Origin of the sequence: Pectobacterium sp. S5 (assembly GCF_051707265.1) — a bacterium.
GTDB classification, from domain to species: domain Bacteria; phylum Pseudomonadota; class Gammaproteobacteria; order Enterobacterales; family Enterobacteriaceae; genus Pectobacterium; species Pectobacterium polare.
Window position 1 is genome coordinate 35,577 of record NZ_JAULSZ010000001.1, and the last position, 23,250, is coordinate 58,826.

A 23,250-nucleotide genomic window follows, 5' to 3' on the forward strand; every position below is an offset into this window, starting at 1 on the left:
GAGCGAATGACCACGATGTCCCAATTAGTGGAAACAGAAGCAGTGGAAACAAAAATTAACCCGATTCTGGCCTCTTCTGCACAGAGTATCGAAGCCTATCAGGACGCGATTACGCAGAGTAGCCAAGCCGTCATGCAGTGGCTGCAACAGCCTGAGATGTATCAGGGCAAAACCGTTGCTGAACTGCGTGAACGCATCACGCTGGATTTTAATCCGCAGGGCCTGGGTAACCAGGCCGCTATCGAGCGTGCGATTGAGTACTTTTTGAAAGACAGCCTGTCGGTGCATCACCCACAGTGCGTCGCTCACCTGCACTGCCCGAGTTTGGTGGTTAGCCAGGCAGCGGAAGTCTTGATTAATGCCACGAACCAGAGCATGGACTCCTGGGATCAAAGCCCGTCAGCGACCATCATCGAGATGAAGCTGATTGAATGGCTGCGTACTCAGGTTGGCTATCAGTCTGGCGATGCTGGCGTGTTCACCAGCGGTGGCACCCAGAGTAACCTGATGGGGCTGATGCTGGCGCGTGATGCCTTCTTTGCCCGTCAGGGACATTCGATCCAGCAAGATGGATTGGTTGGTAACCTGAAGAAAATTAAAGTGTTCTGTTCTGAAAATGCCCATTTCTCGGTGCAAAAGAACATGGCTTTACTGGGTCTGGGTTATCAATGCGTTACGCTGGTAAAAACCGATCGCTTCGCGCGGATGGATCTGAACGATTTAGCAGAGAAAGTGGCGCTGGCCAAGGCTAACGGTGAGCAGATTCTGGCGATTGTGGCGACGGCCGGTACCACTGACGCGGGTGCGATCGATCCTTTACGGGCGATTGCCACACTGGCGGCAGAACATCAGATTTGGGTACACGTTGATGCAGCCTGGGGCGGCGCGCTGCTGCTGTCCGAGAAGTATCGCGATTATCTGGACGGCATTGAATTGGTGGATTCCATTACGTTGGATTTCCACAAACAGTTCTTCCAGACCATCAGCTGCGGCGCTTTCTTGCTGAAAGAAGCGCGTCACTATGAGCTGATGCGCTATCAGGCGGCTTACCTGAACTCTGAGTTCGATGAAGCGCAGGGCGTCCCTAATCTGGTGTCGAAATCATTGCAGACGACGCGCCGTTTTGATGCGCTGAAACTGTGGATGGGTCTGGAGGCATTGGGCCAACAGCAGTATGCGGCGATCATCGATCACGGCGTTACGCTGGCGCAGCAGGTTGCTCAGTATGTGGATGAACATGCCTCGCTGGAATTGGTGATGCAGCCACAGTTGGCAAGCGTTCTGTTCCGTTTCCGCCCGCAACAGCTGGCGACAGCGGATGACGCGACTATCGCATTGCTTAACCAACGCATTGGCGATGCATTGCTGGAATCAGGTCGTGCCAACGTAGGCGTCACCGAATTTAACGGTGTTACCTGCCTGAAACTGACGTTGCTGAACCCAACGGTCAGCCTGGACGATGTTAAAGTTCTGCTGGATCTGGTTGAAAGCACGGCACAGCCTCTGCTGACCGCGTAATTCCCCTGCTTTACTGCATCGTGAAAAGCCGATAACAATAATAGGTTATCGGCTTTTTTATTGCTGAGTTTTCTGGCCGTATTATTTCACTGGCACACGGATACCGTGGTTACGGAATAAATAGTCACGGAATAAGTAGTTACGGAATAAATAGAAACGCTAGGATAGATGAATAAATGACATCACAAAAAGCAACGCTAATAGGGCTAATCGCGGTCGTGCTGTGGAGCGCGATTGTCGGGCTGATTCGAAGCGTGAGTGAAGGATTCGGCGCAGTCGGCGGCGCGGCGATGATCTATACGTTAAGCTCGGTGATGCTATTAATGACGGTGGGTTTTCCTAAAATAAAAACCTTCCCGGTATCCTACCTCATCATCGGCAGTATTCTGTTTGTCTGCTACGAACTGTGCCTCTCTTTATCTCTTGGCTATGCCAACAACAGCACGCAGGCAATAGAAGTCGGCATGGTTAATTACCTCTGGCCGAGCCTGACGATCCTTTTATCCGTATTGGTTAATCGGCAAAAAACCAGTCTGGTTATTATCCCCGGCATGTTGCTTGCAATCACGGGGATTGGCTGGGTATTAGGCGGTGATGAAGGTTTATCTTTGAGCAGTATTATGAATAACCTCTATAGCAATCCATTAAGCTATGGGCTGGCTTTTGGCGGAGCGATTATCTGGGCGATTTACTGCGCGGTAACAAAGAAAATCGCTAACGGCGCGAACGGTATTACCCTCTTATTTATCCTGACGGCATTAACGCTGTGGGTTAAATATCTACTCGCCCCTCAACCTGAATTTATTATCAGCCCGCCCGTTATCATCAGTTTGATTCTCGCCGCTGGCGCTATGGGGTTTGGTTACGCTGCGTGGAATATCGGTATTCTGCACGGTAATGTTACCGTTCTGGCGACCGCGTCTTATTTCATCCCCGTTATTTCCGCTGCACTTGCGGCATTTATTCTTAACTCGACGTTAACCGTGGCCTTCTGGCAAGGTGCGGCAATGGTCAGTCTGGGATCGCTGCTGTGTTGGTGGTCAACCCGCTCCGCTACATTGAAAAACGCCTCGGAGCAGGCCAATTAATGCGCCAGGATGCGGGGCAAATTAATACGAATATCCCGGCTTTTTCGGCAATGTATCCAACTGCGGTTTGATAAACGGGTCGTAAACGTCATCTTTCCAGCGCTCCGGCTGGATTTCGTTTAACGCGACAGAAAGCGATTCGTCGGAAGAACCGAAATGCTTCTTCAGGACCGCAGCAAGATCTTCCGCGACAGCTTTCTTCTCTTCTTCAGACAGATTCCTTGGGAAGTGTTTGACATCGATATGGGGCATGGAATAGTCCTTTTCAGTGATGAAACAGCACGTTGGTTAAGCTAGCCAGTGAGTTAAGATAGCTAGTGTGCATGAAGACGGCAATAGGATCGTTCGCCCGATGATAAACAATCCGCTTGAGACAAATTGGCCTAAACTCATCGAAGTGTGTCATTCAGGCCACTGTTAGCGATCTGCCAGATTCTTATACTGCTCCTGTTTGGCACGTAACAGCGCTGCCAGTTAACCGGATATGGGAGCAATAAGATGAAAATAACGCAGATTCGCAATGCGACATTACGACTGGAATTTGGTGGGAAAACGTTTCTGATTGACCCGATGTTGGCACCAAAGGCGACCTATCCTGGCTTCCCGGGAACGGCAAATGCACATCTGCGTAATCCACTGGTCGATCTTCCTCTGCCTATGGCGACAATTCTGGATGTTGATGCCGTGATTGTGACGCATACACACCTCGACCATTGGGATGATGCAGCCATCGATGCTATCCCGAAAACGATGCCGATCTTCAGCCAAAATACGCGGGATGCTGACCTCATTCGGCAGGCGGGGTTTACCTCGGTGCGTGTACTGGATGAGCAGACAGAATATGACGGCATAACGCTGATCAAAACGTCTGGCCAGCACGGTTCTGATGAAACCTATGCTAATCCACAGATGGCGGAACGACTAGGTGATGTTTGCGGGATTATCTTCCAGCATGCGCATGAGAAATCGTTTTATCTGGCTGGCGATACCGTCTGGAATCAGCATGTTATTGCTGCACTGACGCATCACACGCCCGATGTGGTGGCGCTGAATATCGGCAATGCGGTCATTCCCGGCTTCGGTTCTATTATCATGGGAAAAGAGGATGTACGGCGTGTACATCAGCTCGTACCCAATGCGACGATAGTCGCAACACATATGGAAGCGGTGAACCATTGCCTTCTGAGTCGGGCTGAACTGCGTGACTATTTGCATGAAGAAAAGCTTCAATCCGTCGCGCACGTACCGAACGATGGCGAAAGCGTGCAATTCTGAACCGGACAGTAACCGGAACCTATTGATTATTTGATGAGGGCTATTATGGCTGTGCTAATCGTCGCGGTTGTTGTCTCCGAGAATTTTAGCCCGTTTCATTTATCCATACCGGGTATGGTTTTCAGCGACATGCTCTATGAAGAAAAACAATTTGAGCTCTTTTTTTGTGCGGAAACGCCGGGTATAGTGGCATCTGAACACGGGTTTTCTATCAACGTCGAACACGGGTTTTCCGCGTTAGAAAACGCCGATTTGATCGTGGTTCCCTACTGGAGCCATCCAGAGACGCGCCCTTCTGCACCGCTTCTGGATGCGTTACGCACTGCCGAAGCCCGCAAAGCACAGATCGCCGGATTATGTTTGGGGACTTATGTGCTGGCTTATGCCGGATTGCTAGATGGCCGCCGCGCCTCGACACACTGGGCATTTGAGCAGGATTTTATCGCCCGCTTTCTTCATGTGCAGTTGGATACCAACGCGCTCTATGTCGAAGACGAACATCTGGTTACGTCTGCGGGCACGGTAGCGGCAATAGACTGCTGCCTTCATCTGGTTCGTCAACATTGCGGCAGCGCTATCGCTAACCGCGCCGCCCGCCGTCTGGTGATCCCGCCTTACCGCGAAGGTGGGCAAGCCCAGTTTATTGAACATCCGGTGCCGGAAAATACGCGGGATAGTAAAATCAATCAACTGCTGGACTATCTACGCAGCCATCTCCGTTCGCCCCACTCTTTGGATGCGCTGGCAAGCCGCGTGCAGATGAGTCGCAGGACATTTACCCGACATTTCTTCCGAGCCACAGGCATGACGGTTAGCGACTGGCTAACGGCGGAACGGCTCCATCATAGCCAGACATTACTGGAATCGACATCTCACTCCATCGAAGCGATTGCGGATAGCGTGGGTTTTCAGTCAGCGGTAACCTTTCGCCAGCAGTTCAAACAGCGTTTTAGCGTGAGCCCGACCGACTGGCGTAAAACATTTCAGGATAAAAGCGGCACCCGCTGATGTTCATCGCCTGCCGAAAAATAGCCAGATCATTATATTATTGGTGAAGATACGGATTGCCACCTATCCTTAAAGTGTGATGATGCTCACAGTCATCAATACCACGAATACAACACTCCACTGACAAACACACGCCCTTTCTGACTAACGTTAATCGTCCATCATTACTCTCTGTTTATCCACGATAAAACATGGAGAACCCATGCAAACGCGTAATACGAAGCTGATTATCTTCAGCGATCTCGATGGATCGTTGCTCGATCATGAAACTTATCGGTGGGATGCCGCGCAACCGTGGCTGACACGGCTGGCGAATGAGGGAATTCCGTTGATTATCACCACCAGTAAAACGGCGGCTGAAGTTGAGCCCTTACGGCGGGCGCTTGGGTTGGAATCGTATCCCTATATTGCGGAAAACGGCGCTATTGCCGTGCTGCCGCCGACATGGCAATCACATCCTGATTATCCAAGGAAGAGGATGGGTGCAGGGTATTCCGTTATCCGCACCCAGTTGGAATCGCTGCGCGCATCCGGTTTCCGTTTCAAAGGCTTTGGCGATATGAGCAGTACGGAAATAGCAGAAATGACGGGATTAACCGAGCAAGACGCCCAACGCGCGCAACAGCGAGAAGCCACTGAACCGCTGCTGTGGCTGGACGAGCAAAATGCCCTACCGCGTTTTTGCCAGTTATTGGCAGAGACGGGTCTGACTCTGACCCAAGGTGGTCGCTTTTATCACGCCATGAGTGTCCAAACGAGTAAGGGATTTATGGTTAACTGGATAAAAACACAGCATATCGAAAAATACGGTACTGACATCAAAACGCTTGGTCTGGGCGACGGCCCGAACGATATACCCCTGTTATGCGCGGTGGACTACGCCGTATTCATTAAAGGCAAGGGAAATCAAATTGTTAACCTGCCTGAATCATACGGCGGCAAGCTATATTGCACGCAAAATGCAGGGCCTAAAGGCTGGAGTGAAGGACTGGATCACTTTATCAGCAACGATCATTTCTCGGCATGATCTAGCCGCAAAAGGGTATGGGAGCATAGGATGAGCGAATTTTATCAAGATGGCATCATTACCAATTTTCACAATCTCACTCAAAGAAGCACAGAAGAGTTGGAGTATGAACTTCAGGTATTTTCTGGGCAAAACAGCATGGGGCTGATTCTGCCCTCTCTGTATTCGGAGTTGGAAGGCCCCGCGCTGAGTCATATTGTCGATCAACTGTCTCAGGTTTCTTACCTTGGCGAGATTGTGATTGGGTTGGATCGCGCCGATCGGGAACAGTTTCTTTATGCCCGAAAATTCTTCTCTCGTCTGCCGCATCGACATCGAATTCTATGGAACGATGGCCCGCACCTGAAAGCGCTCAGCGACGAACTGGCAGAAAAATCGTTAGCACCGGAGGAACCCGGCAAGGGCCGGAATGTCTGGTTTTGTGTCGGCTACACGCTGGCATCGCGTCGTTCTGATTGTGTCGCTTTGCACGATTGTGACATTGTCACCTATGACCGTGCAATGCTGGCTCGCCTACTCTATCCCGTGGCGAATCCGCACTTTAATTACGACTTCTGCAAAGGCTATTACGCTCGTGTTGCAGAGGGAAAACTGAATGGCCGCGTGGGGCGTCTGCTGGTCTATCCGTTACTGAAATCGCTGCAAAAGGTCTACGGCAATTCCGACTATCTGGATTACATGCGCAGTTACCGCTATCCGCTTTCCGGCGAGTTTGCGATGCGTACCACCATTTTGAACAACCTGCGCATTCCTGGCGATTGGGGACTGGAAATTGGTGTGCTGTCAGAAATTTATCGCGGAACCGCGACCCGCCGAATTTGTCAGGTGGATATCGCCGATCGCTACGACCATAAACATCAGCCGATGTCTGAAGACGATCCTAACGCGGGATTGCAGCGCATGGCGGCGGACATCACAAAAGCACTGTATCGCAAGCTGGCGATTCTCGGTGTGAATATCACCACGGACTCTTTCCGCGTCCTGCGGGCGACCTACTATCGCACCGCGCTTGATATGATCGATGCTTTCGAGCATGACGCACGTATGAACGGCCTGAGTTTCGACCGTCATAAAGAGGAGTCGGCGGTGGAGTTATTTTCTGATGTCATCACCTTTGCAGGTCATGCCTATAGCGATGTCCTGGGTGATAAACCGTTTGTGCCGAGCTGGAACCGCGTGCAGTCTGCGTTTCCCGATATCCTTGAGCGGTTGTATGCGGCGGTAGAAGCCGACAATCAGGAAACGTGATGTCTTCCGCTATGTACTTGCTATCTCATAGGGCAAACGCATCATGATGCATCATTGCATGCGTCATGATGGCTCCCTTGCATAAGTAATTCATATCATTCGATTTAATCACTCGATGAATCAACCAGTTTTCCTTACCTTTAATCGACGCATTAGAAAACGCGGCATTTCCCACCAGACGGGCACACTTGTCGTAAGAAAATATTATTTCACCTATTTGACAAGGTATTAGCGTTCAATCGATTAATGAAGTTGGCGCGCTTTATGCTTTAGCTCTCCTGTCATTATGTAACTAAGGAGAGTGTTTTGATGAATTTTTTAATCAATGATAGCGACGTGTTAAACCCAAAACGCAGAGCATTATTAAAACTTTCGGGCGCCCTGCTGGGAACGGCGGCGGTAACTACAGGGTTAAGTTCGCGGGTTTTTGCCGAGACACAACCTGAGAGCGCCGCATTTACCGCACCATCTGCCACTAACCCAATCCGTATTAACTTCAATGAAAATCCTCTAGGTATGTCGCCCAAGGCGCAAGCCGCTGCGCGTGAGGCTGTCGTGAAAGCCAACCGCTATGCAAAGAATGAAATTTTACTGCTTGGCAATAAACTGGCGACGCATCATCAGGTTGAAGCCCCTTCCATCTTGCTGACAGCCGGATCGTCCGAAGGTATCCGAGCGGCCATTGAAGCCTACGCCTCGCTGGATGCACAGCTGGTGATTCCTGAATTAACCTACGGCGACGGCGAACACTTTGCGAAAATTGCCGGAATTAAAGTCACGAAAGTCAAAATGCTCGACAACTGGGTGTTTGATATTGAAGGACTTAAAGCCGCCGTGGCAGGTTACAGCGGCCCTTCCATCGTTTATCTGGTTAATCCCAACAATCCAACGGGTACGATTACACCGGCGGATTTAATCGAACCGTGGATTGCCAGCAAGCCAGCCAATACGATGTTTATCGTCGATGAGGCTTATGCCGAGTTCGTCAATGACCCGCGCTTCCGCTCAATTTCACCGATGATCACGCAGGGTGCAGAGAACATTATTTTGCTCAAAACGTTCTCCAAAATACACGCTATGGCCGGTATGCGCGTTGGGTATGCCGTCGCCCATCCCAAAGTTATTGCGTTGATGGGAAGGTATGTCGCGGGCGAAAAAATCAATTTTAGCGGTGTGGATGCCGCATTGGCATCTATGGACGACTCGGCATTCATTACCTACAGCAAAAAGAGTAATGATGTGTCGCGTCAGATTCTGCTGAAAGCGCTAGATGACCTGAAACTGCCTTACTTACCGTCAGAAGGAAATTTTGTTTTCCACCAGTTGGTCGTGCCGCTTAAGGATTACCAAAAGCATATGGCAGACGCAGGCGTGCTGATTGGCCGCGCGTTTCCTCCGGCGGATAACTGGTGTCGTATCTCGTTAGGGACACCGCAGGAAATGCAGTGGGTCGCGGATACTATGCGCGAATTCCGCAACAAGAACTGGATTTAATCCTTCGTCATACCAACCTTGCCGCACTGCCGTGGCCGACATTCGCCTCTCGTTCTGAGGGGCGATTATTCCTGAACCGCATCGTTGAAACCGGAGTAACGCTTGACCCACGGGGAATTGCGCGGCTAAATGATCGCATGCCTTTCATTATTTATATTGATATCAGGCACAAGCAAAATATGAAAACGGTCAGGGAGAAATAAGAGCATGATTATTTTTGTTACCGGTGCAACGGCTGGGTTTGGTGAGTCAATTACGCGTAAATTCATTAGTGCGGGCCATAAAGTGATCGCGACTGGCCGCCGCCAGGAACGTCTGGATGCGCTGAAGGCGGAACTGGGCGATGCGCTGTATCCGCTAAAACTGGATGTGCGTGACCGTCAGGCGATTGAACAAGCAGTTGCCTCCCTGCCAGCCGAATGGCAGGCCATTGATGTGCTGGTGAACAACGCTGGACTGGCGCTGGGTCTGGAACCTGCGCATAAAGCATCGGTCGACGATTGGGAAAATATGATCGACACCAACAACAAAGGGCTGGTGTTCATGACCCGCGCGCTGCTGCCCGCTATGGTGGAGCGTAATATCGGCCACGTCATCAACATCGGTTCTACCGCAGGAAACTGGCCTTATGCGGGCGGTAACGTGTACGGGGCGAGCAAAGCGTTCGTGCAGCAGTTTAGTCTGGGATTGCGTGCCGATCTGTCTGGCACCCGAATCCGTGTAACAAATATCGAACCGGGCTTGGTCGGTGGAACGGAGTTCTCGGCCGTGCGTTTCAAAGGGAACGATGACAAAGTCAGTAAAACCTATGACAACACGACGCCGCTGACTGCCGAAGATGTGTCTGAAGCCGTTTTCTGGGTAGCCACCCTGCCAGCACACGTCAATATCAACACGCTGGAAATGATGCCCGTCAGCCAGTCTTTTGCTGGTTTAAGCGTACACCGCGAAGGCTAATCATTACTGAAACACAAGCATTAAGGGCATGAACGCTGTTTCATGCCCTTTTCTATTTTCAGCGCCCTTTCCTTTCAGTGCTGCGCTGCACGGTTATAGTGCCGTTGAAGCGAAGGATGTATACTTCTCGTTATCGGTAACCTTCCTTTTTGTACAAAGCGCGGAGGTTACAGGGAACGGCGGTCGCCTTTTGTTGTCTATCGCTTGCCGTGCGCTTTATCGTTCTGCGGCATCGGCGTTTGTTTTTATCATTCGTTCTGTCAAGGTGAAACATGAACCACTACTCTTTTTCTTCTTTGATTCGGGCCTTCATCCCGCTTTCTCTGGTTATCGTTTCCGCTGCCTGGCAGCCTGCCGCACTGGCAGAGACACGCCACATCATTGTTGATTCCGGCGACAGCGCGTTGTCGAAAGAAGCGGCGCGTCAAAGCAAAGAGCAATGGGACTCAACCCGCTCGCTGCGTAATAAAGTGAACAACCGCGTTGAGAAAGAATTTGATAAAACGGAAAAAGCGATTGATGGGCGTGAAAAATGCAACGCCAGCTACAACGTCAATGCTTACTGGGAAAATACCACCGATCGCTGCCTCGATCGTCGTACTGGCCGCCCCGTTACCCCCTGATTTTTTACCCACGCCTTCTGGCGTGGGTTTCCCCTTTTCTCTTCGTAGTGCAGAAAAGTAGTACAGCAAACTAGTGCAGAAAAATAGTGCAGCAAATTAGCCTGCACCCGAGGGGACATCACCGTTAAACTCAACGATTATCGCATATCGTAGAACCCGCATTGTTATCCAAAATGGAGCGCATCAGGATGAATATGGATCTCATGCAGTTACTTTCACGCCCTTTTCACATCAAACTGTGGGGTGTGTTTATTATGTGTCTATTGGTCAGTTCGTGTGCAAGCACCTATCCGAAGACGGATAACATCACGAATATCACCAATGACAATGGGACGCTTATCGCTGAGTCTGCTAACTACGTTTATAAGTTCTCCGACGCACGCACTCAAAAAGAGTATCAGGACTATTACGCGTTTTATCGTGATTACAAAGACATCATCCTTGGCGTGAGGGTCGATTTTTCTCTCCGTAATGGCCAGGTCTACGCGAGATATAAAAACGTGATTGATACTCGCCGATTGACCCAAAAGCAGGAAGTGGATTTACGCGAACTCTACGCGGCGAGAATTCCTTCAGCAATGGGAGAAGGTGAAGTGACGTTTAGCGCGAATGGCACATTTAGCGAGAAAGAAGGTTCACTGGTCAGCCCGACAACACAGGGGCGCCTGCTGCAGCCCATTCCGGTAGTGATCAACAGCAGCGATAACTCTGGCAAAGAGGTGCTGCTTGCTCCCCTCATGATTCCAGCCGTTATTCTTTTCCCGCTATTTATGATGTATGGCTGCGCCACCGGGCCCTGCGTTTAAGCTTCTCCGGGCCATCATTGATGGCCTGATTTCGTGGCTTTTTCGCGTTATCGTCATCGTTTGATATACTCAAAGAGACTTTTTTCAGAGAAAAGGATCAAAAGATGAAAAAAACCGTCATTTTTGGTGCCGCGTTATTCCTGGTTACTCCGTTGGCTGCACTGGCATCTTGCGAGAGCGTGAAAGCGGATATTGCCCAGAAAATCATCGCCAATGGTGTACCAGAATCCGGTTTTACGCTGGATATCGTCCCGAACGATCAGGTGAATCAGGCCAGTGGTCAGGTGGTTGGTCACTGCGAGAGTGATTCATACAAAATTGTTTACACCCGCCATGCTGAGAGCGACGCTAATACGGAAAGTGCGCCAGCGCCAGCAGAAGGTCAGCCGACGACCACACCGTAACCCTTCCTCTGGATGTCCAAAGTAAATGTTCAAAAGGCGCTTTCGCGCCTTTTCTTTTGCCTTATTTTTGTCTGGTTTCAGCCTGCCCCGGTCGCTGGCTTGCCGGGATCATTCTGGCGGAAAGTAGCGTGATAGCCGCGATGAGTGCAGAAACGATAAATACGCCGTGGATAGACGAGGCGACTTGCGATGCCAGCGTATCGAGCTGGTTGACGCTCAACAGGATGCGCTTGGCCGGATCCATAAGCGTCTGGAGCGGATCGCTCACGTCCGGCAATCGCCAGTGCAGACTGATATTTAGCGTGGCGCCAAGGATGGCCGTTCCCAGCGCGGAACCTAGCATGCGGGTAAACATGGCGGAAGCCGTCGCAATGCCGCGGATGGAATAGTCCACCGAGTTTTGTATCGATACCAGAAACGTAGTGCTACTCAGCCCCATTCCTGAACCGATCAAAAATGCCGCGAGTCGTGCCCACATAAGGTTGCTGTCCGGTTGAACGGTTAGCAGCGTCAGACTGCCGATAATCAGCACAATACCGCCGAGCATTGCCGTAAAGCGGTAAGACGTCAACAGCATTAAGCGCCCGCTCAGCGTACTAGCCAACGGCCAACCAATCGACATCATCGCCAGTATACTGCCGGCTTCCAGTGGCGTTTTCCCCATTACGCCCTGAATAAACGTTGGCAAAAAGGCGCTCACGCCCATCATGGCGGCCCCGACGACCAATCCGCCGAGATTACCGGCGATAATGACCCGATTGCGCCACAGGGCCAGCGGAAACAGCGGCTCCGGCGTGCGCTTTTCCTGTCGAACCAGCAGAATGCTGCCCACGGCGGAGATCGCAAGCAGCGGGATCACCCAGTAGCCAAACACTTCAGCCTGTAGCAGCGCCATCAGCAAACTGGCGACGGACACAATCAGATAGAACGCTCCCATCCAGTCCAACTGATGCTGGCGTACGGCATTCATCGTCGGCAGATAGCGAGCCAGCAGGAAGATAGAGAACAGCCCAATCGGCACGTTGACCCAGAAGACCAGCGCCCAGTTGAAGTGTTGCACGATAAACGCCCCCAGCAGCGGGCCGATAATCGCAGAAAAGCCCCACACGCTGGACAAATAGCCCTGTATTTTCGGGCGCTCGGTCGAGCTGTACACATCAGCAACAATAGTGAAGGCAATCGGCGTAATCGCGCCAGCGCCCAGCCCTTGCAAGGTGCGGAAGACGATCAGCCAGCCCATCTGCGTCGAGAATCCGCACAGAATCGACCCCAGCAGGAACACGATCATGCCGAAGAAGAATATCTTTTTGCGGCCATACAGATCGGCCAATCGGCCATAAATTGGAATACTGATCGACTGCGTCAGCAAATAACCCGCAAAGACCCAGCCCAATAGGGAAAACCCGCCTAAATCCGCGATGATGGTCGGCAGCGCGGTGGCGACAATCGTCACTTCAATCGCGGCCGTGAACATAGCCAACATACAGGCAATTAAAATCCAATGGCGATGTGGGACAGGTGTTTGCTGCGGGTTATTCTCTGTTTTCATTATATTTTCAGGATAAGAAGAAAAACTGCCTGTGAGTATAACAGGTGGCGTGACGGAGAAAATTTATTCCCGCAGAGAAGCGGGAATAGAAGACAAAAGAAATTAATAGCTGACGGCAGAAAGATCGATATAAGACGAAAGATCCCGCTGTTCGGCGCGTGGCAAGTAAGGCAATTCACCCAACTGCGGCGCCGGAATTTTTTTCCGCAAAACGTGAATGATTTCTGCGTAATTCGCCAGTCCGGGGTTAATACGGTTAGCGACCCAGCCGACCAGCGGTAAACCATCGTTGATGATCGCCTGTGCGGTCAGCAGTGCATGGCTGATACAGCCCAGTTTGATGCCAACAACCAGCACAACAGGCAGCTGTTCCTGCACCACCCATTCGGAATACGGACGCAGATCGTTCATAACGGTTCGCCATCCGCCCGTGCCTTCAACCACCACGATATCCGCCGTCTCGCCCATGTGGCGCAGGCCTTGCGTCATCGTGCAGTAATCAATGGTTCCTTCGCTGGCGCTGATTTCATCTTCCCGCAGTGCGATAGGGTTAACCATGTTATAGGGCAATTCGAGCGTAGAGGCCGCCTGTAGCAACAGCGCGTCTTTATTACGCAGGCCCGCTTCCGTCTCTTCGCACCCTTTTGCTATCGGTTTGTAGCCCGCAACCGATTTGCCTGCCAGCGCCAGTTTTTGCAGTAGCGCCTTGGATACCACTGTTTTGCCAACGGCGGTATCAGTACCAGTGACAAAAATACGTTTCAACATGGGATAACTCCAGACCACCTGAATACCAAAAAACAAGCACAGCTAAAATGCTTTCCAAGCGTGAAAGTCTAGGCTATGCCTCATTCGGGCAGTTTGCGTTAGCGCAATGTTTTGTTGCTCTACGCCTTTATGGTTATCCCTGTAGCAGTTTAACCAGCAGCGATCCGTTATAGAGCGCGTCCTTGACCAGTGCGGCACCGGGCATCGTGCCCTGATTGTAGAATTGGGTCGCTTCCACCTGGAGATTGTGGCTATAGGGCGGGAATGATTGCTGTTGAATACAGCCTAAAATGGCGGGATGTAAAATGCTGGCCGCTTTATTCAGAGGAGATCCCACCAGAATTTTATCGGGATTGAAGAGATTCACCATGATGGCGACAATGCGGCCGACGTTATGACCGACATCGTTAATGATATCTTTGGCTAACTGATCGCCCTTGAGCGCGGCGTCACACAAGTTCTCAACGCTAAGCGGTGAACCGTGCAGAAGTGAACTCATAGAGGTATTCATGCGCTGTTGCGCCAGTTCCAGCATATTTTCCGTGCTGGCGACGGTTTCGAGACAGCCGTGATTGCCGCAATAGCAACGCTTGCCATAAGGATCGACCTGCGTGTGCCCGATTTCGACCAGATTCCGGCTTCTCGCATGGAGGATGCGGCCACCGGTAATCACCCCCGCACCGACGTTATGGTCGATCACCACCTGAATTACATTTTGGCAATCGCGCGAGGCGCCGTATAGCGCTTCGGCCATCGTCCAGGCGCAGATATCGTGCTGCAAATACACTGGCAACCCGGTGCGCTGTTCCAGCGCTGGGCCAATCGCCATTTCCTCAACGTCATAAAATGGCATCCGGTGAATAATGCCCTTACTGGCATCAATCATGCCCGGTGCGGTAATCGCGATTGCCGTTAGCCGTTCCAACCGCTTTTGATGACGAATAAAAAACTGGTCGATTTCATTCAAAATACGGTCGAGCAGCGGCTGTGGCGATACGGCGGGAAGCGGGATTTCTTCTTCCACAACCAGCTTGCTGCTGAGATCGCGCAGCGCCAATAACAGGGTATTGTGGCTGATGCGTGCGGAAAGATAATGCCAGGCTTCGGTATCGAGAATCAGGCCGATAGCGGGACGCCCTCTGCTGCCCACATCCTGATATTCAGTTTCCTGTACCAGATGGGCTTCCAGCAGTTCGCGGACGATTTTGGTAATACTGGCGGGCGCGAGCTGAGCACGTTTGGACAGTTCGATACGTGATATCGGGCCGTACTTATCGATCAACCGATACACTGCACCGGCATTCATTTGTTTGATTTGATCGATGTGTCCTGGTTGACCGTCGGTTATCACAAACCTGGCTCCTACTCATTATTGCTGGCACTGCTGTTGAAAAATTTATCTTTATTATTGCGGCATGACTATTTTTCACGCTGCAAAATAAAAAAACTGCGGGTATGGTGGGGCTTTTCACTAAACTCGTCAAATATTTGATTCGTTATGTGATTTAGCGCGCATATTTTAACGATTATCCGCCCAGCATCAGCGACATCAGCACTTTCGCCGCTGCACTTTGCGGCTGATGTCGTGCTGTAACCAGCCAGACTTCCGTTGTGGCGTCCTCTTCTTCCAGCAGCAAATATTTCACGCCATCGACCCGAATTCGCAAAAACGATGCAGGCAAGATGGACACGCCCAATCCCGCGGATACCAGCCCGACGATGGTCATCGCCTCGCCCACTTCCTGCGTAATGTAGGGGCTGATGCCATAGCGTTTCAGCAGCGTCAGCGTATCGTCATACAGCGCCGTTCCAACCGCGCGGGAGAAGAAAACGAACGGCTCATTCGCCAGCTGTGTAATGCTGATGGCCCGACCTGCGTCCTGCTGCGCTAACGGATGGGATTCCTGCACGACGGCAATCAGCGGTTCACGCAGCAGTAACTGATGATCCAATGCGTCCGGCAACGGGTTATTGCGCATAATGCCGATATCGAGCTTACCGTTTAGCAGCGGTTCAATTTGCTGTTTGGTGTTGAGCTCCATCATTTGAATATGCACTTCTGGGTAGGTTTGGCGAAAACGCAGCAGGCTGCTGGAGATCTTTTTGATAAACGGCGCGGACGACGTAAAGCCGATCGTTAATTCCCCAATTTCGCCGCGTTGAATGCGGGACGCCCGTTCCGCCGCCTGATCGACCTGACTGATAATCGACCAGGCCTCTTTCAGGAACATCTCGCCAGCTGGCGTGAGTTGGACATTCCGGTTGTTGCGCGCCAACAATTTCGCCCCCACCTGCTCTTCCAGAATCTGAATCTGTTGGCTCAGTGGCGGCTGTGAAATGCGTAATCTTTCTGCGGCTCGGCCAAAATGCAGCTCTTCAGCGACCGCAATAAAATAGCGAAGGTGACGTAGTTCGATATTCATACTTTAAACATATCAATCATGATTATTAATATATTATACAAAATAATATCACTCTTCTATGATCCTCACATTGTTGTTTTACGCCTGATGTACCCTTTCCGGTAAGGAATTATTGTGAGTAACCTGCCATCTTCTGCACCGAACGACTGGCCTATTCCTGCGGCCGACGATGCGGATGATATTGCCCCGAAATCTTCTGGTAAAACGCCCTATATCACGCGTGGTACGCCACAATTTATGCGCGTCACGCTGGCGCTGTTTTCTGCCGGGTTAGCAACGTTTGCCCTGCTGTATTGTGTTCAGCCGCTGCTGCCAGTGCTATCTCAGGATTTCGGTATTTCGCCAGCGACCAGTAGCCTATCGCTTTCCGTCTCAACGGTGATGCTGGCATTTGGGCTACTGTTTACCGGGCCACTCTCCGACACGATCGGTCGTAAGAATGTGATGGTTGTGTCCTTGATGCTGGCCGCGATCTGTACCGTGATTTGCGCTTTTATGACCAGTTGGAACGGCGTATTGATCATGCGGGCAATGATGGGTCTGTCGCTAAGCGGCGTCGCGGCCGTCGCCATGAGCTATCTGAGTGAAGAAATTCACCCCAGCGTGCTGGCATTTTCGATGGGGTTATATATCAGCGGTAACTCAATCGGAGGCATGAGCGGACGTCTGGTCAGCGGGGTCTTAACGGACTATTTTCCGTGGCGCGTCGCCATCGGTACGATCGGCGTACTGGCGCTCATTGCCGCGATCACGTTCTGGCGTATCCTGCCGGAATCACGCCATTTCCGCCCCGGTTCGCTACGCCCGAAAACGCTGCTGCTGAACAGCAAACTGCACTGGCGCGATGCGGGCTTGCCGCTGCTGTTCCTTCAGGGATTTTTGCTGATGGGCGCGTTCGTTACCCTGTTTAACTACATTGGGTATCGGTTGCTGGCTCCGCCTTATGTACTCAGTCAGGCGGTGGTTGGCTTACTTTCCGTGGTTTATCTCACCGGAAGCTACAGCTCGCCGAAAGCCGGAGCATTAACGGCCCGCTACGGACGCGGCCCAGTGCTAAGCGTCGCAATCCTTCTGATGCTAGCGGGACTGGGAATGACGGCACTGAGCCCGCTCTTCGCGATCTTTGGCGGGATGATGCTTTTTACCGCGGGTTTCTTTGCCGCCCACTCGGTAGCCAGCAGTTGGATTGGTCAACGGGCGCGGCGCGCGAAAGGTCAGGCATCATCAATGTATCTCTTTTCCTACTATCTGGGCTCCAGTCTGGCCGGCACGCTGGGGGGATTCTTCTGGCATTCATTCGGCTGGATGGGTATTACCGCGTTTCTGAGCGCCCTGTTACTTCTCGCGCTGGCAGTCAGCCTGGTACTCAAACGCCGCCTTTAAACTCCTTTCTTACCGGAGTTTGCCTGAATCAGGTAAACTCCGCGTTGTTTCCGCTCGCCCCCCTCGATGCCCCGTTAATCCTGCCTGAAATAATGACGACCACGATTGCTGAAGTGTCCATTTATCAGTATAAAGATAAGTATGTTGTAACTAAAATAAAGTTTACCTATGAACCGCTATACACTAATCGAACGCATGAACCACTGCTTCCAGACATTAGAGCAGAAACTTGCGCTGATGCAGCAACAGTTTACAGAGTATCGGCTTCTAGCCGGGCGCGTCTATTCCCTTCCCCATGTGGAAAAAGGAACGGAGCACGATCCTATCGAGCATATCGCCGTCACGCAGTACCTCGGGCAGGAGGCGCGCGATAAAGGGTTAGCTCACTTTCAGCGACTGTTCATTCACCACTATCCGGAAACACTCAGTAGTAAAAGCGCGATCCGCTTGCCGGGCGCACTCTGCTTTTCCGTCAACGCCGCGCAGTATCAACAAGCTCAGTCGCTCATCACGGAAATTAACGCACTGAAAAAAGAGTTGGAACAGATTATTACCGTCGAATCCGGGCTGGAGCCGGAACAGCGCTTTGATTTTGTCCACACGCATCTGAAAGGATTGATCACGCTGAGCGCTTACCGTTCGCTGACGATCATAACGAACCCCGCGTCAGTCCGTTTTGGCTGGGCGAATAAGCACGTCATCAAAAATATGACGCGAGTGGAGCTACTGGAGAAACTAACCAAAAGCCTGAATGCGGCAAAAAACGCAGCACCGTATACCAAAGCGCAGTGGATTGAGCATGTCGAGCAGGAGATTGACGCTGTATTATCGCTGCCGGAAGACGCCGTATTGAAAATTAAACGCCCAGTAAAAGTGCAGCCTATCGCCCGCGTGTGGTATCCCGAACAGCAGAAACAGGTTCAGCATCCCTGCCCGTCTCCCCTGCTTGTGCTTTGTCAGCAGGAATTCGGCGGTGACATCCCCATTATCGGCGAACTCAATCCTTATGACGCCAACAACATCAAGCATAAACACAAACCGAAAGCGGCCGAACTTCGCCTGCTCATTCCGCGTTTACATCTGTATACCGATGCACCGGAATGAAAAAGAAAAAGCCTGCGGGTAAACACCGGCAGGCTACAGGATAAAACGCTGACTATCGCGCCATTACTTTTTCAGGCTACCGACCATCTCTTCTGGTCGAACCCACTCATCAAACTGTGCTTCGGTTAAGTAGTTCAGTTTGAGCGCAGCCGCCTTCAGCGTCAGTCCTTCTTTGTGCGCTTTTTTGGCAATTTCTGCCGCTTTGTCATAGCCAATATGCGTGTTGAGCGCCGTCACCAGCATCAGCGATTCGTTCAGCAACTGATTGATGCGATCGCGATTCGGTTCGATTCCTACCGCACAGTGCTCATCGAAGCTCTTCATGCCATCAGCCAGCAGGCGAATCGATTGCAGGAAGTTATGAATCACCATGGGGCGATATACGTTCAGCTCAAAGTTACCGGACGCACCGCCGATATTCACCGCGACATCGTTGCCCATCACCTGGCAACACAGCATCGTCAGCGCTTCGCACTGGGTCGGATTGACCTTGCCTGGCATGATGGAGCTACCCGGCTCGTTCTCAGGAATGCTCAGTTCGCCGATACCACAGCGCGGGCCGGACGCCAGCCAGCGTACATCGTTAGCAATCTTCATTAACGATGCGGCAAGCCCTTTCAAAGCACCGTGCCCATGAACCAACGCATCACAGGTCGCCAGCGCTTCGAATTTATTCGGCGAAGTCACAAACGGTTGACCGGTCAGCGTCGCCAGCTCGGCCGCCACGCGCACCGCATATTCGGGATGCGTGTTTAACCCTGTTCCGACCGCCGTGCCGCCCAGCGCCAGCTCGCAAATGTGCGGCACGCTGTTTTCGATATGCTTCAGGTTATGCTGCAACATCGCGGCCCAGCCGGAAATTTCCTGCCCCAGCGTCAGCGGCGTGGCATCCTGTAAATGCGTACGGCCGATCTTGACGATATCCTTAAACTGCTCAGCCTTCGACGCCAGCGTGGCGTGTAACGCTTTCAATTCAGGAATCAGGTGTTCGTTGATCGCGACGACAGCGGCGACATGCATCGCCGTCGGGAAGACATCGTTGGAACTCTGACTTTTGTTGACATCGTCATTGGGATGAACCAGCCGATTGTTGCCCCGCTCTCCCCCCAGCAGTTCACTGGCGCGGTTAGCCAACACCTCGTTCATATTCATATTGCTTTGCGTGCCAGACCCCGTCTGCCAGATCGCTAACGGGAATTCCTCGGCATGCTGGCCAGCCAACACTTCGTCCGCCGCCTGAATAATCGCATTTCCCCGATCGGCTGGCAGAAGCGTGAGATCCATATTGACGCGGGCCGCCGCACGCTTGGTTTGCGCCAGCGCATAAATCAGCGCACGGGGCATTTTCTCTTCAGAAATACGGAAGTGTTCCAGCGATCGTTGTGTCTGTGCGCCCCATAACCGTTCAGCAGGAACATCAATCGGTCCCATTGAGTCTTTTTCACTACGCGTCGTGCTCATTACCTTTCCTCCTTAAAACACACATTCAAATAGTAGAAGACATCGAATCACATCGCTGGGCCTATTCTGATAACACTCACTGGCCTTATCACGCTTATTGGTCGACTAACACTGTCTGGTATCGCGCTACATAAAACATTACCATGAAGCGAAGAAGATGCAGTGTATTCATAATCACTCAAGCAATTAACAGCTAGCATCACAGAAATTAACAATTAATGTAATAGCAGGGAGCCGACATGCAAAAAATGCTCAATTGCGTCCAGCACTATGCCTGGGGCAGCAAACACGCCTTAACTGAGCTATATGGCATTGATAACCCTAACGATTTACCAATGGCGGAACTTTGGATGGGTGCCCATCCTAAAAGCAGTTCGGCGATTATTGATGAAAAAGGCAACACCCGCAGCCTGCGAGACGTGATTGCCGAAGACGCGACCGCCCATCTTGGCGCAACGATCGCGCAACGTTTTGGCGAATTGCCCTTTTTGTTTAAGGTATTGTGCGCGGAACAGCCGCTTTCCATTCAGGTTCACCCCAGTAAATCGTCGGCAGAACAAGGCTTTGCGAAAGAGAATGCCGCAGGCATCCCGCTCGATGCGGCCGAAAGAAACTACAAAGACGCCAATCACAAACCGGAATTGGTCTACGCATTAACGCCCTTTCAGGCCATGAACGGGTTCCGAGAATTATCTGAAATTGTGCAGTTGCTAGAGCCAGTCGCCAGCGCACATCCGTCAATCACCGCGTTTTTACAACAGCCCGACGCGAAGAATCTCGCCATGCTGTTCACCAACCTGCTGAGTATGGAAGGCGAGCAAAAATCGCGCGCGCTCGGCGTCTTGAAGGCGGCGCTAAATAGTCAAAATGACGAGCCTTGGGCGACCATCCGCGCGATAACCCAATACTATTCTGACGACAGCGGATTGTTCTCTCCGCTGCTGCTGAACGTCATTACGCTGCAACCTGGCGAAGCCATGTTCCTGTTTGCACAAACGCCGCATGCTTATCTGAAAGGCGTGGCATTAGAAGTCATGGCGAACTCAGACAACGTGCTGCGTGCTGGGCTAACGCCGAAATACATTGATATTCCAGAGCTGCTGGATAATGTCGTTTTCGAAGCCAAACCCGCAAACCAGCTGCTGACGACGCCACACCGTCAGGGGAATGAACTCAGCTTCCCGATTCCTGTTGAAGATTTCGCTTTTTCGCTGCACGAACTGAGCCAGAGCCCACAGACGCTCAGCCAGAATAGTGCCGCCATTGTATTTTGTATTGACGGCCATGCCGTCCTGCAAAAAAATGAGCAGCGGCTCTCGCTACGTCCGGGAGAATCCTGCTTCATTTCCGCCAGTGAGTCACCGATAACGGTTGAGGGACAGGGGCGTCTCGCTCGCGTATTTAACCGATAACTTGTTCCATACGCTGCGGTTACCTGTGGGAAGTTGCCAGCGTTTCGCGTTGAAAACGCGCATTTTTTTACTAAAGGATGAATAAAAATGAAGAAGTCGTTAGTCGCCGTAGGCGTTATTGTTGCTCTGGGTGCCATCTGGACCGGCGCATCTTGGTACACCGGCAAGCAGATGGCTCAGCAAATTGATGGTTTTACCGATACGCTGAATACCAAGCTCAAGCAAGCCTACCCGAACGCGGGCCTGAAAGTCGTCTATCGCGACTATAAGGGTGGCGTATTCAGCAGTACGCTATCCTATGTGCTGCAAGCGGATGGCTCGATAGGCACAGCAGAAGGCGCGAAGATCCTTGCGCCCGGTGAAGAACTCGTCTTCAACGAAACCGTGTCTCACGGGCCGTTCCCGCTTGCACAGCTCAAGAAGTTCAACCTCGCTCCGGCGATGGCGTCTGTCCATACCGAGTTGGCCAACACACCAGCCATCAAAGCCTGGTTTGAGCTGACGAAAGATAAACCGTTCTTTACGGCCGAAACTCGCGTCGCTTACAGCGGTGATACACAGTCACTCGTTACGCTGGCCCCTATCGATCATCAGTCGCCAGAACAGAAATTCTCCTTCAGCGGCGCGGAAGCCGTGGTGGATATCGGGCACGACCTGCGCAGCAGCAAGCTGGATACCACCATCAGCAGCGTGAAGATGGAAAGGAAAAATGCCTGGGGCCAAACAGAGAACGTCGATCTCACCGATTTCTCCATCAAGGGAACCAACCAAAAAGGCAAATTCGATCTTGATTTAGGCGATGGCAATCTGTCCTTTAAAGCGATGACGTTTGCCGTAGAAGGCGGTGAACCCGTTACGTTGAACGACTTCTCTCTGCAAAGCAGTGCCACGGAAGATGATAAGAATCTGGCGGGCAAACTGGCCGTAACGCTGGGATCGTTAGTCATCGGCGACCGCAATCTGGGTTCTGGTAACGTGAGTATGTCCATTTCGCAGCTTGACGGCGCGGGCACCAAACAGTTCCTCACCGCCTATCAGGAAAAAGTGCAGAAAATGTTGCAGGATCCGACCGCTATCGATCCTGACACGTATCAGCACGACGTTGCCATGTCGGTTCTGCAATATCTACCACAGCTGCTGAAAGGCAACCCGAGCATTGCCATCTCTCCGGTCAGTTGGAAAAACAGCAAAGGCGAAGGCACATTCACGCTGGCGCTGGATTTAACCGATCCGTTGCAGAGCACGGATAAAGCGAACGATGCAACCCTGTCGGATGAAGAAAAAATCATTCGTCAGTCGGTCAAAAAACTCGATGCAAAACTCAATCTGCCACTGGATATGCTGGCGGAATTGATGGTGCAGATGAGCCCAAAAACGACCAATGCGGAAGAGCAAAAACAGCTTACTGACATGTCGAAACAACAGGCTGAAATGATGGCCCAGATTGGTGAAGCTAACCAACTGAGCGTCACAAAAGACAACGCCATTACCAGTTCACTGCACTATGCCGATGGTCAAATTGATTTCAACGGCAACAAAATATCACTGGCTGATTTCATTGCACCGTATTTCTCCGTTCCAACGGAAGAAGGTGAAGAGTCTCTGCCTGGCGCACCGCAAGAGCCGATCGCCCCACCGGCACAATAATTCGGTAGCATTACGCGCTAAAACACACGGTGGCCGCCCCAGCAGCCACCGTTTT

Annotated in this window: 21 protein-coding genes; 15 read left to right on the forward strand and 6 right to left on the reverse strand. The window is 51.7% G+C overall.

Annotated elements, in window-relative coordinates:
* The first annotated feature begins 15 nt into the window (after nucleotides 1–15).
* Together QWJ20_RS00185 and yddG are read left to right on the forward strand one after the other, a co-directional pair.
* A complete protein-coding gene (locus QWJ20_RS00185; protein WP_400409140.1) occupies nucleotides 16–1,518 on the forward strand; it encodes a pyridoxal phosphate-dependent decarboxylase family protein in 1,503 nt (500 codons plus the stop codon).
* 176 nt (nucleotides 1,519–1,694) lie between these two features.
* Nucleotides 1,695–2,606, forward strand: coding sequence for an aromatic amino acid DMT transporter YddG (gene yddG / locus QWJ20_RS00190; protein WP_433991594.1), 912 nt, complete (start codon nucleotides 1,695–1,697; stop codon nucleotides 2,604–2,606).
* A 21-nt stretch (nucleotides 2,607–2,627) separates the two neighbouring features.
* On the opposite strand, the gene pptA is transcribed toward yddG, so the two are convergent.
* Complete coding sequence (gene pptA / locus QWJ20_RS00195) at nucleotides 2,628–2,858, reverse strand: tautomerase PptA (protein WP_014915392.1); 231 nt, start codon at nucleotides 2,856–2,858, stop codon at nucleotides 2,628–2,630.
* A gap of 246 nt (nucleotides 2,859–3,104) precedes the next feature.
* Between pptA and QWJ20_RS00200 the strand changes: the two genes are divergently transcribed.
* The 9 genes from QWJ20_RS00200 to QWJ20_RS00240 all read left to right on the forward strand — a co-directional run bounded on the left by QWJ20_RS00200 (nucleotide 3,105) and on the right by QWJ20_RS00240 (nucleotide 11,448).
* Nucleotides 3,105–3,881 carry an MBL fold metallo-hydrolase gene (locus QWJ20_RS00200; RefSeq protein ID WP_433991595.1) on the forward strand — a complete coding sequence of 259 codons (777 nt, stop codon included), beginning with the start codon at nucleotides 3,105–3,107 and terminating at the stop codon, nucleotides 3,879–3,881.
* A gap of 45 nt (nucleotides 3,882–3,926) precedes the next feature.
* Nucleotides 3,927–4,889 (forward strand): GlxA family transcriptional regulator, encoded by a 963-nt coding sequence (locus QWJ20_RS00205; RefSeq protein WP_433991596.1) that lies wholly within the window; start codon nucleotides 3,927–3,929, stop codon nucleotides 4,887–4,889.
* Nucleotides 4,890–5,091: 202 nt separating this feature from the next.
* On the forward strand, nucleotides 5,092–5,916 hold the full coding sequence (locus QWJ20_RS00210) for a mannosyl-3-phosphoglycerate phosphatase-related protein (RefSeq protein WP_433991597.1): 825 nt from the start codon (nucleotides 5,092–5,094) through the stop codon (nucleotides 5,914–5,916).
* Between the two features lie 30 nt (nucleotides 5,917–5,946).
* Nucleotides 5,947–7,164 (forward strand): glycosyl transferase, encoded by a 1,218-nt coding sequence (locus tag QWJ20_RS00215; RefSeq protein ID WP_433991598.1) that lies wholly within the window; start codon nucleotides 5,947–5,949, stop codon nucleotides 7,162–7,164.
* Between the two features lie 309 nt (nucleotides 7,165–7,473).
* Entirely contained in the window at nucleotides 7,474–8,658 is a 1,185-nt protein-coding gene (locus QWJ20_RS00220) for a pyridoxal phosphate-dependent aminotransferase (protein ID WP_433991599.1), read from the forward strand.
* Nucleotides 8,659–8,865: 207 nt separating this feature from the next.
* On the forward strand, nucleotides 8,866–9,615 hold the full coding sequence (gene ydfG, locus QWJ20_RS00225; RefSeq protein ID WP_174868361.1) for a bifunctional NADP-dependent 3-hydroxy acid dehydrogenase/3-hydroxypropionate dehydrogenase YdfG: 750 nt from the start codon (nucleotides 8,866–8,868) through the stop codon (nucleotides 9,613–9,615).
* A gap of 272 nt (nucleotides 9,616–9,887) precedes the next feature.
* On the forward strand, nucleotides 9,888–10,238 hold the full coding sequence (locus tag QWJ20_RS00230; protein ID WP_039473112.1) for a DUF1283 family protein: 351 nt from the start codon (nucleotides 9,888–9,890) through the stop codon (nucleotides 10,236–10,238).
* A 188-nt stretch (nucleotides 10,239–10,426) separates the two neighbouring features.
* On the forward strand, nucleotides 10,427–11,044 hold the full coding sequence (locus QWJ20_RS00235) for a hypothetical protein (RefSeq protein WP_433991600.1): 618 nt from the start codon (nucleotides 10,427–10,429) through the stop codon (nucleotides 11,042–11,044).
* 104 nt (nucleotides 11,045–11,148) lie between these two features.
* The gene (locus tag QWJ20_RS00240; protein ID WP_095699464.1) at nucleotides 11,149–11,448 is read left to right on the forward strand and encodes a DUF1161 domain-containing protein; all 300 of its coding nucleotides are present in this window, start codon (nucleotides 11,149–11,151) and stop codon (nucleotides 11,446–11,448) included.
* A gap of 61 nt (nucleotides 11,449–11,509) precedes the next feature.
* Here the strand turns inward: QWJ20_RS00240 and QWJ20_RS00245 are convergent, their stop codons facing one another.
* From QWJ20_RS00245 to QWJ20_RS00260, 4 genes are all read right to left on the reverse strand, one after another.
* The gene (locus QWJ20_RS00245) at nucleotides 11,510–12,997 is read right to left on the reverse strand and encodes an MDR family MFS transporter (protein ID WP_433991601.1); all 1,488 of its coding nucleotides are present in this window, start codon (nucleotides 12,995–12,997) and stop codon (nucleotides 11,510–11,512) included.
* Between the two features lie 102 nt (nucleotides 12,998–13,099).
* Nucleotides 13,100–13,765: a dethiobiotin synthase gene (bioD, locus tag QWJ20_RS00250; RefSeq protein WP_010296067.1), complete on the reverse strand. Its 666-nt coding sequence runs from the start codon at nucleotides 13,763–13,765 to the stop codon at nucleotides 13,100–13,102.
* A 133-nt stretch (nucleotides 13,766–13,898) separates the two neighbouring features.
* The gene (gene mlc / locus QWJ20_RS00255; RefSeq protein WP_119888836.1) at nucleotides 13,899–15,116 is read right to left on the reverse strand and encodes a sugar metabolism global transcriptional regulator Mlc; all 1,218 of its coding nucleotides are present in this window, start codon (nucleotides 15,114–15,116) and stop codon (nucleotides 13,899–13,901) included.
* 175 nt (nucleotides 15,117–15,291) lie between these two features.
* Nucleotides 15,292–16,188 (reverse strand): LysR family transcriptional regulator, encoded by an 897-nt coding sequence (locus QWJ20_RS00260; protein ID WP_039489471.1) that lies wholly within the window; start codon nucleotides 16,186–16,188, stop codon nucleotides 15,292–15,294.
* A gap of 114 nt (nucleotides 16,189–16,302) precedes the next feature.
* Between QWJ20_RS00260 and QWJ20_RS00265 the strand changes: the two genes are divergently transcribed.
* Nucleotides 16,303–17,571: an MFS transporter gene (locus QWJ20_RS00265; protein ID WP_433991602.1), complete on the forward strand. Its 1,269-nt coding sequence runs from the start codon at nucleotides 16,303–16,305 to the stop codon at nucleotides 17,569–17,571.
* A 168-nt stretch (nucleotides 17,572–17,739) separates the two neighbouring features.
* Nucleotides 17,740–18,675: a DNA replication terminus site-binding protein gene (gene tus, locus QWJ20_RS00270; protein WP_433991603.1), complete on the forward strand. Its 936-nt coding sequence runs from the start codon at nucleotides 17,740–17,742 to the stop codon at nucleotides 18,673–18,675.
* A 63-nt stretch (nucleotides 18,676–18,738) separates the two neighbouring features.
* On the opposite strand, the gene fumC is transcribed toward tus, so the two are convergent.
* The gene (gene fumC / locus QWJ20_RS00275) at nucleotides 18,739–20,136 is read right to left on the reverse strand and encodes a class II fumarate hydratase (protein ID WP_433991604.1); all 1,398 of its coding nucleotides are present in this window, start codon (nucleotides 20,134–20,136) and stop codon (nucleotides 18,739–18,741) included.
* Between the two features lie 239 nt (nucleotides 20,137–20,375).
* Here fumC and manA point away from each other — a divergent pair, with 239 nt between their 5' ends.
* Both manA and QWJ20_RS00285 read left to right on the forward strand, forming a co-directional pair.
* Nucleotides 20,376–21,548, forward strand: coding sequence for a mannose-6-phosphate isomerase (gene manA, locus QWJ20_RS00280; protein WP_174868355.1), 1,173 nt, complete (start codon nucleotides 20,376–20,378; stop codon nucleotides 21,546–21,548).
* Nucleotides 21,549–21,635: 87 nt separating this feature from the next.
* The gene (locus QWJ20_RS00285) at nucleotides 21,636–23,195 is read left to right on the forward strand and encodes a YdgA family protein (protein ID WP_433991605.1); all 1,560 of its coding nucleotides are present in this window, start codon (nucleotides 21,636–21,638) and stop codon (nucleotides 23,193–23,195) included.
* Nucleotides 23,196–23,250: the final 55 nt, after the last annotated feature.